The following is a 16,005-nucleotide window of genomic DNA, read 5'->3' as shown; positions in this document are numbered from 1 at the left end:
TTTAGTAAAAACTATAAAAAAATCTTCTGAAAAAAAGATAGTGTCGCCTAGCCCCGATGGGAGGGAATATCCTTTTTATCCTTTTTCGGGATAAAAAGATAGGAAGGACAGCGGGACCAAACGTGATGAAATCCCAAATTTTGTGCTCCTAAAAATACTTAAAATTTTAATTTATAATGATTTTTTGAGTACATTTCGGCATGAAAAAAATAGTTTTTTTATTTTTCTTATTCCAATCTTTTTTGGTTTTTTCACAACAAGATGCTTGGGTGTATTTTGGTGATAAAACCAATGTTCAAAACTATTTGGACAATCCTCAATTGATGCTTTCACAACGGGCTATTGATAGAAGAACGCGACAAAAAATTGCCTTTGACAGTAAGGATGTTCCGATTCCGGCTTCGTATATAAAAGCGGTAAAAGAGTCGGCGGGAATCACTGTCATGGGGCAATCAAAATGGCTAAATGCGTTACATGTTCGCGGTAGTCAAGCGGACATTACTTTCCTTAAAAATTTAGTTTTTGTTGCTAAAATCAGCTTCGCGGATAAGACCTTAAATACGACTGGAAAAACAATTGTTACTTCAAAATCACAGCAGGTTCAAAAAAAATACAACACCGCAATTACGTATAATTATGGCACTTCAGCTAATCAAATTCAGATGTTGAATGGGCATTTATTGCATCAACAAAATTACACGGGTAGCGGTAAAATTATAGCGGTTTTAGATGCTGGATTTCCTGGGGTGGACACTCAATTGCCGTTTAAAAAATTGAGAGATAATAATCAGATTTTGGGTGGTTATAATTATGTAAATAGAAGTGCGAATTACTATACTGGAGACAATCACGGTACGTTGGTGCTTTCGACTATGGGCGGGAATCAAGATCAAGCTTTGGTAGGAACGGCTCCTGATGCGTCTTATTATCTTTTTGTTACTGAGAATGATGCTTCAGAAAATCCTATTGAAGAAACGCTCTGGGTAGAAGCTACAGAGAAAGCAGATAGTTTGGGTGTGGATATCATTAATAGTTCGTTGGGGTATTTTGATTTTGATAATCCCAAGTACAACTATACGTACGCCGACATGAATGGCGCCACAACATTTATTAGCCGAGGAGCCGAGATTGCTTTTAGTAGAGGTATGCTTGTGGTGGCTTCTGCGGGAAATTCAGGGAACACAACTAATCCCAATATTGCTGCTCCAGCAGATGCAGTTTCTGTTCTTACGATTGGAGCAGTAACAGCCAGTAAGTCCAGAGCTTCTTTTAGTTCGATTGGTCCCTCGTTTGATGGTAGGGTTAAGCCAGAAGTGATGGCGCAAGGACAAGCTTCTGTAGTTTCGGATGAATTTGGAAATATTGGTACAGCCAATGGAACCTCTTTTTCGAGTCCAATTTTGGCTGGGATTGTGGCGTGCTTATGGCAAGCTTTACCCGATAAAACCAATAAAGAAATCAGAGATTTGATTATCCAATCTTCGGATAAGTATACGACTCCAACGCCGCAACTAGGCTATGGAATTCCTGATTTTAGTGCGGCTGTAAATAAAGGACTTCTAGCGACAATAGACATTCAGAATGCTTCATTTTCGTTGTATCCCAATCCTGCCAAGGGAACTGTTTATGTGACTTTACCTTCGACAGTAGACGAGGTGCAGCTTACTATTTATTCTTTATTGGGACAAAAAATAATGGAGGTCCCTTTTACAAAATCAACACCTTCTTTTTCTGTAGAAACCTTGTGGAATGGCGTATACTTGTACACTATTCAGGGGAAAAGCTTTTCTGCTCAAGGAAAAATCATCAAATATTAATTTACAATTCAATGAATTCAATTATAAAGCTTTTTGGCATTCAATATCCAATTATTCAAGGAGGAATGATTTGGAACAGTGGTTATAAATTGGCAAGCGCCGTTAGTAATTCGGGAGGATTAGGCATCATTGGTGCTGGTTCTATGTATCCTGAGGTACTTAGAGAACACATTCAAAAATGCAAAAAAGCCACAGATAAGCCTTTTGGTGTCAATGTTCCGATGTTGTATCCGAATGTGGAAGAAATAATGAATATCATAGTAGAAGAAGGTGTTACAATTGTTTTTACTTCAGCTGGAAATCCCAAAACTTGGACCGCATTTTTGAAAGAAAAAGGAATTACAGTGGTGCATGTGGTAAGTAGTTCGGTCTTTGCTTTGAAAGCACAAGAAGCAGGAGTAGATGCTGTTGTTGCCGAAGGTTTTGAAGCTGGAGGGCACAATGGGCGAGAGGAAACGACTACACTAACTTTGATTCCGATGGTGAAGCAAAAAATAAACATTCCATTGATTGCTGCTGGCGGAATTGCCACAGGAAGGGGAATGCTTGCGGCAATGGCTTTGGGCGCCGATGGTGTTCAAGTAGGAAGTCGTTTTGCTGCTTCGGTAGAATCTTCAGCTCATGATAATTTTAAAGAAGTAATTGTGAATGTAAAAGAAGGGGATACCCAATTGACATTAAAAGAATTAGCGCCTGTTCGTTTGTTAAAAAATAAGTTTTATAATGATGTACAAGAATTGTATGCAAAATGTCCTACCAAAGAAGAGTTAGTGGCATTGCTAGGTAGAGCTCGAGCCAAACGCGGGATGTTTGAAGGTGATTTGGTCGAGGGCGAATTAGAAATTGGTCAGATTGCGGGATTAATTACCGAGATTCAACCTGTAAAAGAAATAATAGATACTATGATTGCCGAGTTCAAACAAGCCCAAATTGAAATCGGACAACTCCAATTTTAACTCCAACCCCAAACGCCTCCTCATGTCAAAACCTACTATTTTATTTTTGTCTTTTGTCCTATTTTTTTGTTTTCAGCTGTCGAACGCTCAAACCTATAAGTTTCAAACTTCTGGTTATAGTGTTTTGCAGAAAAATGAGAAGGGAAAATGGGGAGATTGGTCCGAATTGGATTTAATCAATATCCCAATTACGTTAGATACTTCTAAACATCGAATTGTAGTCTACACCCCAATGCTTCAATTGTATAACATTCTTTCATATGCAGAAATTGAAGAAAACAAAACAGATATTATTTACTCTTTTGAATGCAAAGATGAAAATGGCGATGCTTGTACTTTGATGATTATTACCCGTAAACAACAAGGGAATCGCAAGCAGTTGTATATCAACTATGAGAATAGGATTTATTTGTATAATATTTAGTGAATAGTGATTTTAGTTTTCAGTTCTTAGTCCTTAGTTCTAGTGGATAGTAATTTGCTTAGACGCAACAAACTATAAACCACAAACCAAAAGCCCTTATTCTTTTTCAATGTCTTTTATAAACTCATCATATTCGAGATAGAAAAGTTCTAAAGCATTCATTTTTTCGAAGAAAAAGTCAAAAATGTATTCCCAGTGGCTGCGATTACTCATACTGTACCCACTTTTTTCTACCCAAATACGACTGATGGTTTTTCCATTTTCTAAAGTATAGTTTTTTTCGAAGACCAAATCTTTGATGAATTCATCTTCCAAAATAGCTTTCAAAGCTTCGAATTTTTCGAAATATTGAGAACGTAAGTCATCATTTCGGTGCTCGATATCAATGAGTACTTGGGCTTTTTTATTATCTGCAAAAAATTTAAAAGAGAAATCTTTAATTTTTGTATCATACAATACCCATTTTCTTGGGTATTTCTCGGCGAAGGCCACCCAAAAATCGTGTTTTAACCGTTGATTTTCTGCTTTACTGTACATTTAAATTGAATTTAGAAAGTTTGGTTTGTATTCCAAACAAAACTATAGTATATTTATTGAATGCTTGCAAAAATAAGTTTTACCTATGAATTTTCAAGATTTTCAGCAATATATCCCTCAAATACTTGAGGCTCCGCTTCCTGCTTTTGCTTCACATATAAAAATGGCACCAAAAGAACGAATCGAATCGTTGAAAGCGTTTAGTTATGCAGATAAAAATCCTCGAAAAGCTGCGGTTTTGATGTTGTTGTACCCCAAACAAGAGCAAACGCATCTGGTATTGATTGAAAGAAATTCTTATGAAGGCGTTCATTCGGCTCAAATTGCTTTTCCTGGTGGTAAGTTTGAAAAAGAAGATTTGGAATACGAAACTACTGCTTTGAGAGAATCCGAGGAAGAGATTGGAGTTTCGCGTGAGCAAATAAAAGTAATCAGACCTTTTTCACCTTTGTATATTCCGCCTAGTAATTTTTTAGTGCATCCTTATTTAGGAATTGCAAAAGAGACCCTAAATTTTGTATTAGAACCGAAAGAGGTGGCGAGTATAATTGAATTACCATTGTCTGATTTTTTAAGTGATGCGCTTTTACATGAGACGAAACTAACAACTTCTTATGCTACTAATATTGCAATTCCTGCATTCAAAATTAAGGAACATATAGTTTGGGGGGCTACGGCTATGATGCTGAGTGAGTTAAAAGAAGTCTTGCGTTTTGTACTTAAAAAATCATAAATAAGTGCTGTTTTTCTTGATTTATTGTAAATTTATTGCAAGTTTAGCGTTTTCTAAACGTTAAGAAAATATGTCGTATCTTTGCACTCCAATTTCAAAAAAGAATTATTATGGGATTATTTAAAAGGAATCCTTTTGGTCACATACTTTTTATAAAGAAATGGTTAATCCGAATTTTTGGTGTTGTTACCCATAGAAGGTATCGTGGTTTCAATGAATTGCAAATTGAAGGTTCAGAAGTCATTCGTAATTTACCAGACACTAATGTGCTTTTTATTTCCAATCATCAAACCTATTTTGCCGATGTTGTAGCTATGTTTCATGTGTTTAACGCGAGTTTAAGCGGAAGAGATGATACCATCAAAAACGTTTGTTATTTGTGGCAACCAAAAATGAACATTTACTATGTTGCTGCCAAAGAAACTATGCGTGCGGGATTACTTCCAAGAATCTTAGCCTATGTAGGTGCAATAACTGTAGAAAGAACTTGGCGATCCAAAGGAAAAGACGTTACTGAAAAAAGAGAAGTAAATCCTAATGATACGGAGAATATCAAGATTGCTTTGGCAGATGGCTGGGTGATTACGTTTCCTCAAGGAACAACAAAGTCCTTTAAACCTGTTCGTAAAGGAACTGCGCATATCATCAAAGAACATAAACCTATTGTAGTTCCAATAGTAATTGATGGGTTTAGACGTTCTTTTGACAAAAAGGGCTTGCGATTAAAAAAGAAGGGAATCTTGCAATCGTTCATCATCAAAGAACCTTTAGAAATTGATTATGATAACGAAACAATTGAAGAGATTGTAGAAAAAGTAGAATACGCAATCGAGCAGCATCCTTCCTTTTTAAAAGTTATTCCTGCGGAAGAATTGGAAGCTCAAAAAGAACTCGATAAAATGCGAAAATGGGATTATTAATATAAAAAAAGCGGTCAAAATTTTGACCGCTTTTTTTATAAATCTATTTTCTTCAATTCTTTGTAATTGTCCAATAGACGTTTCAATAATCTACCATAAATCAAACGATAGAATAACCAAAAAATTCCCAATATCAATATAATAAAAATTATTAAGATTGAGAAAGTAATGATCATTACCGTAAAATTGCTGCCTATTTTATCAGTAAGTACAACTGTTTCTGGATTGTATTTGAAGGCAATATAAAAACCAATAAACAACGATAATACTAATTGACCAAGATTGTAATAAACATAATAGTTAACTGTTTTTCTTGTTTTGATGATGTCTAGCATTAATTGTTTCGTAGAAGCAGTCGTGGATATGATTTTATAATTTTTATAAAACAAATAAATGAAAACAAACAAAACTATATAACTAACAAAATTATAGACTGTGAAATAAATGGTCAGTTCTTCATGCTTCATTTTCTTGAAATAGTCATCAATATTTACTCCAAGGCCAAGTACAAACCAAAACACCAATTCCAAAACACTCAATATCAAAATCCACTTCACAATCGAAGAAGATTTTTTATGAATCATCTTGTAAATGTCCTTTTCGGTCACTTGTTCAAAAGAAGCATCGTTCTTTTGCCAATCTTTTTTTAACAAATCCAGTTCTTTCATTAGGCTAATGGATTTAGTATTTTTTTTAATTTTCCTTTAATTCTGTTCATTTTAACTCTTGCGTTAACCTCGCTAATCCCTAATGTTTCGGATATTTCGGTGTAATCTTTGTCTTCTAGATACATAAAAATTAATGCCTTTTCAATATCGTTCAATTGGTACACGGCTTGGTACATTAATTTTAATTGTTCTTCCTCTTCATAATCATATTCGACCTCTGGAGTATAATGTTGTCTGGCTTCAAATTCAGTTGTGGCGACCGAGCGTTTGTCTTTGCGATACAAGGTTATGGCTGTGTTTAGCGCGACTCGATAGGCCCAAGTAGAGAACTTACTGTCTCCTCTAAACTTGGGAAAAGCTTTCCATAACTGAATGGTGATTTCTTGAAACAAATCCTTATGCGCGTCCTCACCAGAAGTATACAACCTACAAATCTTGTGGATGATATTCTGGTTCGCCTGCAATTGCGATACAAAGGATTGTTCTAAATTATCGGACATATAGCTATTAGTGGTTCAAAACTGATTTTTGTTACAAATAAAAATATTTTTTTAAATGAGCACAACTTTTTGGAATACAAAAACGAGTCGTCCCGCTATCCGTTACAATCTTTTATGGCAAACACTGCCATAAAAGGATTTTCACTACTATCGGGGCTATTTTACGTGTTTTGTTTTCATAAGAAATAAGACTTACAACGAATGCTGCTTAAAATAATTCACCATCAAATCTACGTATTTACTATAGCCTTCCATTCCATCTTTTTGTTGGTTCATTTTTAGGAAGTTGTCGTAAAAAATATGAAATCCTTTATCGATAAAAGTATCGTACTGTTGCCAAAAGATTTCACTTTCCTTGAAGTTGGCTAGTATGCCAGGATGTATTGTTTTTAAAGAGAGGGCCATTTTCTTCTCATCTCGTGCTTGCCAATTTCGCAAACAATAGCGCAAAGCCAAACTGTATCCTGAATATTGAATGTAAGCATCTTTATTTTTTATCGAAGCCAAAAAACCAATGAAATTGCACTCACTTTCACTTGCAAAACCTATTTGATGCGCCATTTCGTGATTCGCAGTCATCGGAAAACTATACAAAGGTCCCAAACTATTCACTTGTGCTTCATTGGTAAATGGATTCAAATAGCCACCAAATCCCATATACGTCAGCGGAATACTAAAAAGTGATTTCTTAATACTCAAATGGCTGTATTGAAACATCGAATGTTCAAGAGCCAAGTTTTGGTAGCCATTTCTATTCATTTCAAACAATTGAGATTTGGAATAAGGAACAACTACTTTACGATTTTTGTCTTTCATTAGTCCCAACTGAATCGCATTGGTTTTGGCAATTAGCTTTTGAGTAAAAAATGCTAAATCTGCATCTGAATATTCTCTTTCAATTTTCATTTTTTCATACAGCGGTTCTCGATAGTAATTGAGTCCCCAAAGCAAATGAAAAAGAAAATAAACTACAGATAAAAAATTTAAAATAGAAAGCGATATGGCTTTCCATTTTTGTCGTGGTGCTAAACTTTGGATTGTTTTATTTTTTTTGAGGAACCAAAACCAACGAATTGCCCAAATAATTAGCAAACCATACAAAACATCTCCAAACGAAAAAGGAACTTTTCCTAGACTGATTCTCAAACTATTCGAGATAAAGATGTAAATGCCGTTACTGTACCATCGTTCGATGAATTCTGGAAAAAATCGAATGATTTTAAGTAGTACAATTTGAAATAATAGGAATAGCGGTAAAAGGTGTTTTCTTTTCAATTTTTTTTAATGTAAATATAAATACTATTGCATTACCTAAATAAGTAGTTGGTAAACTTTGTAACTTTGAAGAATTATTATTCTACACTGTTATTTTTTAAAATAAGACAAAACAATGAGTCAAGAAATAAGAAATTTAGAGCCTAAAGCACTTTGGAATCAATTTGCTGATTTGAATGCCGTACCACGTCCTTCTAAAAAAGAAGAGCAAGTAATCCAATTTATGAAAGATTTTGGGAATCGCTTGGGGTTAGAAACCTTTGAAGACGACATCCGAAATGTAATCATTCGCAAACCGGCTACTCCAGGAATGGAAAACCGTAAACCCATCGTGTTGCAAGGCCATTTGGATATGGTACACCAAAAAAACAACGATACCGTTTTTGATTTCGAAACCCAAGGCATTGAAATGTATGTTGATGGTGACTGGGTTCGTGCTAAGGGAACGACATTGGGAGCTGACAACGGCTTAGGTGTAGCGGCTATTATGGCTGTTTTAGAAAGTACTGATATTCCACATCCAGCCATTGAAGCCTTGTTTACAATTGATGAAGAAACAGGAATGACTGGTGCTTTGAACCTGCAAGGCGGGATTTTACAAGGTCAAATATTATTGAATTTAGACACCGAGGAAGATGACGAAATCGACATTGGATGCGCAGGTGGTATTGATGTAACCGCAACAGCCGAATACGATGAAGAGGATACGCCAGAAGGTTCTGTTGGCTATAGTATTACCCTAAAAGGACTGCAAGGTGGACATTCGGGTATGGATATTCACAAAGGTTTGGGGAATGCCAATAAAATAATGAACCGTTTGTTGTTTGATGGGTTTGATAACTTTGGATTACAAATTGCTTCAATTGCTGGAGGAAGTTTGCGTAATGCCATTCCAAGAGAGAGTGTGGCCAAAGTGATTATTGCCGCAGTATACGATGAAGCCTTTGTTTTTGATATGCAACAAATCGTGAATGAGGTCAAAACAGAGTTCAAAACGACTGAGCCTAACTTAGAAATTGTTTTTGAAAAGCTGACCGAGGTTCCTGCCAAAGTAATGCCTTCTATAGCGCAGTTTTATTTTGTGCGTTCGATGTATACGGCTCACAATGGCGTGTATCGTATGAGTGCCGATTTTGACAATTTAGTAGAGACCTCTAACAATATTGCAAAAGTAATGGTAGGCGAGGGGCAGTTAACCGTGCAATGTTTGACACGTTCTTCTGTAGAGTCTTCCAAAATGGATTTGGCGAATGCTTTACGCTCTGCCTTTGAATTGATGGGTTGCGAAGTAGAGTTTTCTGGAGCTTATCCGGGATGGACGCCTAATCCAAAATCTGAAATTTTGGATGTGTTGGTTGGTATTTATGAAAAACAAAATAATGCTAAACCTAATGTAGTGGCTTGTCACGCAGGATTAGAGTGTGGAATTTTAGGCACCAATTATCCAGAAATGGATATGATTTCTTTTGGACCTACGATTCACGGAGCACATTCTCCAGACGAAAGAGCAAGTATTAGTTCATCTCAAAAATTCTGGAAATTCTTCTTAGAAATTTTAGCTTCAATACCTTTAAAATAATCGGTATTTGATAATTATAGAAAAGACCTTATTGCAAAATAAGGTCTTTTTTTCTTGATTTTTGTAGAGAAAGAAATGGGTATGGGTAAAGGGTATTATTTCTTTTTTTTTTATTTAAACGGCTTAGGGTTTCTCTAGAAACACCTATATAAGACGCTATTATTGATTTGGGTAGTTTGTTGAAAATTGGCGAAAAATCACTTTTAAACATTTCCAATCGCTCTTTTATGTTTAGCATTAATAAAGAAGTGATTCTTTTTTCTCTTTTGATTATTCCTTGTCTTCCTCGCATTCGAAAGTACTTCAGGATACTTGGTATTTCTTCGCTAAGTTTATCTATATCATCTATGGATAGACAGCAAACTTGCGTATCTACTATGCAGCTAGCAAATAAATTAGTTGCTGATTGTTCAAATAAGTTGGGATAATCACTAATCCATAGATTGTCATACGATAGGTCGATAATGCGTTCTTTACCATCAACATCAACCAAGTAGGTTTTGACAATGCCGTTAATGATAAAATAATCAAAGGACACAACATCTCCCTCCTGGAAAAGAAATTGATGTTTTTTGTATTTTTTTATTTTAAGATGCGAATAAATATATTCAAACTCATATTCTGTTAAATCAATAAAATTTTCGAAATGGGAATATAATATTTCTTTCATTTTTTTTTATGTTTTTTCAAAACAATAAAACCATAAACTATAGCAATGAAAAGTAGGTAGTTGGGGTTGTTTAGGTTCATTGATTTTATTATTTATTAGAAATATTTTTTTTAAAATGGGATATTTCTAGTTGGGTTATCAATTGGTATATTTTTCTATTATTATTTTTTGTTAAAATAACCTTGTGTGATTTTGAATGGTCTGTGATTTGGGCATAAACTATTCTTACACGAAGCAGGTAAAACAATAAAAAAATCAAAATACAAATCATAAAAAAACACTGTATCTCGTTAAAATGAATTTTGAAGAATATAAAACAAATGATAAGGGTTGTAATGTAAGTAATGAGAATTGCGTGTTTTACATAGTAGAAGGTTTTATTTTCAATTATTTTTACTTGTCTGATTTTATTTATTTCTATTTTTTTTGATTTCATCAATGTTTTTATAGTTATAAAATCATTTTCATGATGTGGGGAGAGGTTCATTTTTGTTTAGTGTTTTTACAAATCTACTCCTACTTGCTATAAATTATAAATGACGATAATCACTTTTTTTTGTTGATATATGTCACACTTTAAGTTTTTCAAAGGTTATCGTTAATGTTATTAAATTCATAAATACATAGTGTTTTTGGGGTAATGGCTTGCTCGTTTTGTTTTTACTTTAATCAAAATCATTTTTAGTTACGAATATGATTTTTTAAGTGAATTTAGTCTAAATAACATTTTGTTAAAATAAGAATCTCAATTTTAACAAGTTGACTGAGAGCTTCATAAAAAATTAGCATTTAGATTTAAATAATAAAAAAATAAATGCTAAACAAAGGGGGAAGAGCAGAAGGAATTAGTTGGTTTTTTTAGTAAAAGAAAGGAATTTGTTTGTTTTTTGTATAGTTTTTTGAATTTTAGGAAAAATATGTTCTTGTCTAGTAGTATTCCAATTCAATACTATTTAGATATTCATTATTAGATTTTTTTGTTCTTTTCAAGCACTAGAAAATTAGTATTAATTTTTCACACTTTTTTTGAAATTTAAAACGTGAACTATTTTGAAATAATATATAATAAAATTTTGTGTCATATTTATTGTTTTTTCTCTTTTTATGTTGAATATAAGATATGGTTGATTTTTTATGTCAAAAATGTAATTATAATTGTTTGATTTATAATAAAGTAATTGTAGGCTGCATTTTGTTTAGTACATTAAAAAAAACAGGTATTTATACGTTAATGCAGAATACTTTTTTTTTAGATATTAGTTTTAAATAAATGAGATATATAATTACTAGGATTAAGTTTATAGCTATTTCACTATAAATAGTAGTAATGTAAGTTAATATTAATGCAAGTGAATTGCTTTCATGTAGCACATAAGTATATTTTTTTTGAATTATATAGATTTTCAAAAACATAATTGCATAAAGTAAATTTTAATTTGTTTGTCACAGATGATATACAAAATATCAAGTTGATTTAATTTTATTTAAGAATGAGGAAACTCAAGTTATACATAAAAAAGGTTTGTTAATTTCAAATTTAAAAAATAGAATTATGTCAAATGATAGAAATGTTAGTGATAATGAATTGATTTTGCATACACGATCAGGCGCAGGACTTTACAATACTGTATGGCCGTTAGAACATGCTGATATATGGCGTACACAAAGTACGGCTGTTGGAGGATTACCTGCTGATTTTAATAAGCAATCAATTGTTAATGAGTCTATTAATTTGGATCAGCCATTTACAGGGTATACTCGCGATAAAAATCAGTTATTTATTATGGGGGGGACACCATATCTTATGGATACTTATACTAAAATGTATATGACTCATAGTACTTACGTCACATCTGATCCAAGTGAAGATATAATAAGTAATCGTAAACATTATGCTTATATAGCTAAAATTAATCCTGTAACGCTTGCTACCGATATAGTTGAACTTAGTCTAGGTCGTAATCGTTCAGTAAATTATCCAGGAGGTGCTTTAATGCATAGTAATGGATTTGTATATGCTCAAGCACAATCTATTCTTTACAAGATTGATCCAGATACTATGCAAATTCTTAAAACTCTAGAATTACCGCTCGTTGAAGGTAAACCAGGGCTTGCTGAATCAACCATTTATAATGGTCTTTTGGTTCTTGGTAATGGAAGAATCATTACCAAATGTTTTACTTCCAGTGATATTGGAAATGGTTGGGTATTGCAAATTGATCCCGACACACTTGAAATAATTGTAGCGAAATTTATAGAAGTGCAATCAGCTCGATTAATGTTGGATGAGCCGTTGCCTGGTGTTGCATATGCTTATATGCCAACGCTTTCACAATCACGTCGTTTTCTTATTACTGATAATGATTTTATTTTGGATTCTGAATGGACAGCCGATTACAGAAATAAAGATGATTACAGTACTACTTGGGCAAACGGAACACTTTTTATGAAAAATCATGTTGTTTTTCCTGACAATTCTGCTCCTGGTGAATATATTACCAAACCGCTTCATTTTTTTCTTCATTCAGTTTATAATCCTACAACATTTTTGCAACCACATGATGCAGTCAGTAATGTTCCCGGGGTTAACTTTTGGAAAGTAAGTGGAGATCCTTATAGTAATAAGGATCAAGGTTTAATAATTACATTTACTCCTACCGATGAAAAAATTGCGGCTTACATGCTCTATGACGATGGAATTGTAGAAAAAGTATGGGAGAGAAATTATTTTGTAAGCGCATCACCAGCTATCGTTACTTCTACTGATCATTTATATATTAATGATTTTAGAAATGGTCATGATAATTTTGTTGTATTACGTTTTTCAACTGGAGAGGAGTTAGCTTATATTGAACTTCCAGATGTTTTAGAGACTACTATGGGGATTATTTTTCCAGGTATGAATGATGACGTATATCTTTGTAGTACAGCGACAAGCGGATCTGTAAATACTGGAATTTTCAATCGTATATTTCTTAAGCAATAAAATAACGAACTTTTTTTATCATTTAAAACTTATTCTAAATGACTTTTAAGCAAAAATTAAAAAGTATAGGTCCAAGACCTGACCTGATTCTCATCATAACTGATGAACAACGGGCAACCCAGCATTTTCCACCAGGATGGGAAAAGCAAAACCTTCAGACACTTACATTTCTTAAGAAAAATGGCTTTAGTTTTGACAGGGCTTTTTGCAACACTTGTATGTGTTCTCCCAGTCGTACAACTTTGTTTACAGGTATTTATCCTGCAAAACATGGTGTAAGCCAAACACTTACAGAAGGTGGTTTATTATCTCCTCAGGAGCCCACACTTAGTACTTCTTTGCCTAATATAATGAATACGCTTTGGGCAGATGGCTATGATGTGCAGTACCGTGGTAAATGGCACATGAGTAAAGGAGTGGCTCCAAACGGGACCAAAACAAATTATGAAGACCTTACCGCAGCCGATATTTCATTGTATGGTGCTATGGGCTGGGTAGCTCCTGATGCGGGAGAAGACGTTAACCCACTTAATTTTGGCGGTGGATTTGCTAATCATGATGCTAAATATACTGCAGAAGCTATTGCCTATTTAAAGCAAGTAAAAGAGAAACGCAAAAATGGTCATCATCAGCCTTACCTCTTGGTATTGTCTCTCGTAAATCCGCATGATGTTCTTGCGTATCCCAAAACAGCCGGAACCTCTGGATATTATCCCGAAAGCTGGTTAAAAAGAGAGGTTGGACTACCGGATACTGTTGATGAACATTTGCTTCTTAATAAAAAGCCAATGGTGCAGGAACAGATTTTATTAAATATGGCTGTTAGTTTAGGTGAAATTAATTCTACAGAAGACAAACTAAATTATATCAACTTTTATGCATCCCTTTTAACTAAAGTGGATAAAGAGATTGGTTTTTTTATTGATGAATTATATAAAGAAGATTCAAACGGTGAAAGGTTGGCAGATACTGCTATTGTAACCTTTACATCGGATCATGGTGAAATGGGATTAGCACATGGTGGATTGCGTCAAAAAACTTTTGTAGCTTATGAGGAAGCCCTGCGTGTACCTCTGGTCATTTCAAACCCAATTTTGTTTGATAAGCCTGAAGAACAAAATTCGATGAACTTAGCCACGCTTGCTGATATCATGCCTACTTTCTTAGAATTAGCCAATGTTTCAAATCCGCCTGATGGACTTGCAGGAACCAGTTTACTTCCAATTATTGAAGACGGAAAACCAATACAAGACAGTATCCTGTTTACTTATGATGATATAAAAGCAGGATCAAATAGTAATTGGAACATTGTAAAAGCGGCCAATCGTATTCGCTGTATTAGAACTGAAAAGTGGAAATATGCCTATTATTTTGATGCCTTTAATGCCTATTTTCAGCAATATGAACTATATGATTTGGTCAATGATCCTTCAGAATACACTAATCTTGCTTATAATCCTGATTACGATGCAATTAAACAGGAATTAGCAAAACAATTACATGATCTCGAAATTGCAAAGTTAAGAGTAAATACTCCTTCATCTTAAACAGTGAATAAGAATCAAATAGTATAGCAGAATAAATATTTTTTCATAAAATACCAACATTATGTCACATACAAGAAGTAATACAATCGTACAAGGGGTTAATTATATCCCTTTTAACTATCCCTCACTAGGCCTAACATCAAGACACACCATAATTGAAGGCATCAGAGCCGTATCTGGATCACAGCATGAAGTCTATATTTCTGGGGGACTGGTTGGTGTTGATTTACCTCAGGAAGTGCAGACTGAAGTCAAAAACATCTGGCAGGGATTTATTTATAAAGGCAAACTAGAAGATGCAAACAAGCTCGAAAACTGGCATCTGCTACATTATAAACTCGAAGATGATGACGATGATATTGTTTTCAATACTTCCTGTTATGGACCAAACAATGGCGAAAATGGTACTATAGAAATTGTGGGGGCATATATTAAAAGTTCAAGTCCAAAAAACAATCTTGGTTTTTATTATAACGGCCCGATAGATGGCAGCGGTACCTGGCGAACTGTAACACCTAATAACGGAAATAACAAAAATGTATTCATGCATAGTGTTATGGGCGGGCTGGCTGTTGGAAATTACCAATCTGATGCAGCAGATGAAAATACGATTAATGTTAATGCCTTTGTTTATGATATCAAAACGCAAGAATGTATCGACTTTATTATAGACGATTTAAATGCTCCTACCTTATATGGTATTTGGCATAATGGAGGCAACAGCTACACTATGGCCGGAGGTAATTCAGCCCGTAAAATTGGAGATACTGTATCACAAGCCTTTCTGGTTGACTATGATTCCAGCACCAAAACATTCAACAACTTGCAATTCTTTAGCTATCATAACGAAATCACTCCTACAGTAAATGTGCATTTTGAAGGCATCACTATAAACAAAACGAATGATGGGTACAACATGCCCGGTGATTGGTCAAAAGGTGCTAAAGAAGGCGCTTCATTCGTTACAGTGAAACGAAACAAAAACGGAACTTTTGGTCTGGCTGAATGGAAAGATATTGCTTATCCCGGAGATGATGTAAAAATAACGAGCGCCAATACTGTTTATTTAGATAATGTACTGGGTATTTATGTTTCAAAAAGCAGCGACGAAACAGGAACAGTTATTTCTTCGTATTGTGCTACAATCATAGAATAACTTTTTCAAGTTACCTACTTTATGATTACGATTTATTTCTAACCCTTACGTTGATGTGAGGCTAATCGTTTGAAATATTATCAAAAATAGTTAAGTACATGACAAAAAGTAAAACATATTGTTTTCCAAAGATTTAAATCCTGTCAAAAGAAATTTTGACAAATAATCTAATCCATACTTGAAAACACTTACTGCTCTTCTGCCATGTTTTTTTATTATTATTTTCTGGATGTATTC

Annotated in this window: 14 protein-coding genes; 9 read left to right on the top strand and 5 right to left on the bottom strand. The window is 34.1% G+C overall.

The window, feature by feature from the left end; all coding sequences use genetic code 11:
- The first annotated feature begins 200 nt into the window (after positions 1–200).
- Genes WFZ86_RS18590 through WFZ86_RS18580 form a run of 3 tightly spaced genes read left to right on the top strand, consistent with a single transcriptional unit; the run spans position 201 to position 3,197 of the window.
- On the top strand, positions 201–1,817 hold the full coding sequence (locus WFZ86_RS18590) for a S8 family serine peptidase (RefSeq protein WP_342693330.1): 1,617 nt from the start codon (positions 201–203) through the stop codon (positions 1,815–1,817).
- 11 nt (positions 1,818–1,828) lie between these two features.
- On the top strand, positions 1,829–2,773 hold the full coding sequence (locus tag WFZ86_RS18585; RefSeq protein WP_342693329.1) for an NAD(P)H-dependent flavin oxidoreductase: 945 nt from the start codon (positions 1,829–1,831) through the stop codon (positions 2,771–2,773).
- 22 nt (positions 2,774–2,795) lie between these two features.
- Positions 2,796–3,197, top strand: coding sequence for a hypothetical protein (locus WFZ86_RS18580; RefSeq protein ID WP_035717258.1), 402 nt, complete (start codon positions 2,796–2,798; stop codon positions 3,195–3,197).
- A 96-nt stretch (positions 3,198–3,293) separates the two neighbouring features.
- Here WFZ86_RS18580 and WFZ86_RS18575 read toward each other — a convergent pair whose 3' ends face one another.
- Complete coding sequence (locus tag WFZ86_RS18575; RefSeq protein ID WP_342693328.1) at positions 3,294–3,734, bottom strand: DUF4268 domain-containing protein; 441 nt, start codon at positions 3,732–3,734, stop codon at positions 3,294–3,296.
- Between the two features lie 85 nt (positions 3,735–3,819).
- Here WFZ86_RS18575 and WFZ86_RS18570 point away from each other — a divergent pair, with 85 nt between their 5' ends.
- Together WFZ86_RS18570 and WFZ86_RS18565 are read left to right on the top strand one after the other, a co-directional pair.
- Positions 3,820–4,467: an NUDIX hydrolase gene (locus tag WFZ86_RS18570; protein WP_342693327.1), complete on the top strand. Its 648-nt coding sequence runs from the start codon at positions 3,820–3,822 to the stop codon at positions 4,465–4,467.
- A gap of 110 nt (positions 4,468–4,577) precedes the next feature.
- Complete coding sequence (locus WFZ86_RS18565) at positions 4,578–5,387, top strand: lysophospholipid acyltransferase family protein (protein ID WP_342693326.1); 810 nt, start codon at positions 4,578–4,580, stop codon at positions 5,385–5,387.
- Between the two features lie 35 nt (positions 5,388–5,422).
- Here the strand turns inward: WFZ86_RS18565 and WFZ86_RS18560 are convergent, their stop codons facing one another.
- The 3 genes from WFZ86_RS18560 to WFZ86_RS18550 form a co-directional block, all read right to left on the bottom strand.
- Positions 5,423–6,055, bottom strand: a complete 633-nt coding sequence (locus WFZ86_RS18560; RefSeq protein ID WP_342693325.1) for a hypothetical protein — start codon at positions 6,053–6,055, stop codon at positions 5,423–5,425.
- Entirely contained in the window at positions 6,055–6,555 is a 501-nt protein-coding gene (locus WFZ86_RS18555; protein ID WP_159683336.1) for an RNA polymerase sigma factor, read from the bottom strand. The genes WFZ86_RS18560 and WFZ86_RS18555 overlap by 1 nt, the downstream gene beginning before the upstream one ends.
- 192 nt (positions 6,556–6,747) lie before the next feature.
- Positions 6,748–7,830, bottom strand: coding sequence for a DUF3810 domain-containing protein (locus WFZ86_RS18550; protein ID WP_342693324.1), 1,083 nt, complete (start codon positions 7,828–7,830; stop codon positions 6,748–6,750).
- Positions 7,831–7,945: 115 nt separating this feature from the next.
- Here WFZ86_RS18550 and WFZ86_RS18545 point away from each other — a divergent pair, with 115 nt between their 5' ends.
- Positions 7,946–9,409, top strand: coding sequence for an aminoacyl-histidine dipeptidase (locus WFZ86_RS18545; protein ID WP_342693323.1), 1,464 nt, complete (start codon positions 7,946–7,948; stop codon positions 9,407–9,409).
- 28 nt (positions 9,410–9,437) lie between these two features.
- Here WFZ86_RS18545 and WFZ86_RS18540 read toward each other — a convergent pair whose 3' ends face one another.
- Positions 9,438–10,079, bottom strand: coding sequence for a Crp/Fnr family transcriptional regulator (locus WFZ86_RS18540; RefSeq protein WP_342693322.1), 642 nt, complete (start codon positions 10,077–10,079; stop codon positions 9,438–9,440).
- Positions 10,080–11,631: 1,552 nt separating this feature from the next.
- On the opposite strand from WFZ86_RS18540, the gene WFZ86_RS18535 reads away from it, so the two are divergent.
- The 3 genes from WFZ86_RS18535 to WFZ86_RS18525 all read left to right on the top strand — a co-directional run bounded on the left by WFZ86_RS18535 (position 11,632) and on the right by WFZ86_RS18525 (position 15,768).
- On the top strand, positions 11,632–13,065 hold the full coding sequence (locus WFZ86_RS18535; RefSeq protein ID WP_342693321.1) for a hypothetical protein: 1,434 nt from the start codon (positions 11,632–11,634) through the stop codon (positions 13,063–13,065).
- Between the two features lie 38 nt (positions 13,066–13,103).
- Positions 13,104–14,612, top strand: coding sequence for a sulfatase family protein (locus tag WFZ86_RS18530; protein WP_342693320.1), 1,509 nt, complete (start codon positions 13,104–13,106; stop codon positions 14,610–14,612).
- Positions 14,613–14,673: 61 nt separating this feature from the next.
- Positions 14,674–15,768: a hypothetical protein gene (locus WFZ86_RS18525; RefSeq protein ID WP_342693319.1), complete on the top strand. Its 1,095-nt coding sequence runs from the start codon at positions 14,674–14,676 to the stop codon at positions 15,766–15,768.
- Positions 15,769–16,005 lie beyond the last annotated feature (237 nt).

Source organism: Flavobacterium polysaccharolyticum (genome assembly GCF_038739875.1).
Taxonomy (GTDB): domain Bacteria; phylum Bacteroidota; class Bacteroidia; order Flavobacteriales; family Flavobacteriaceae; genus Flavobacterium; species Flavobacterium polysaccharolyticum.
This window is presented reverse-complemented; position numbering and strand designations above follow the sequence as displayed.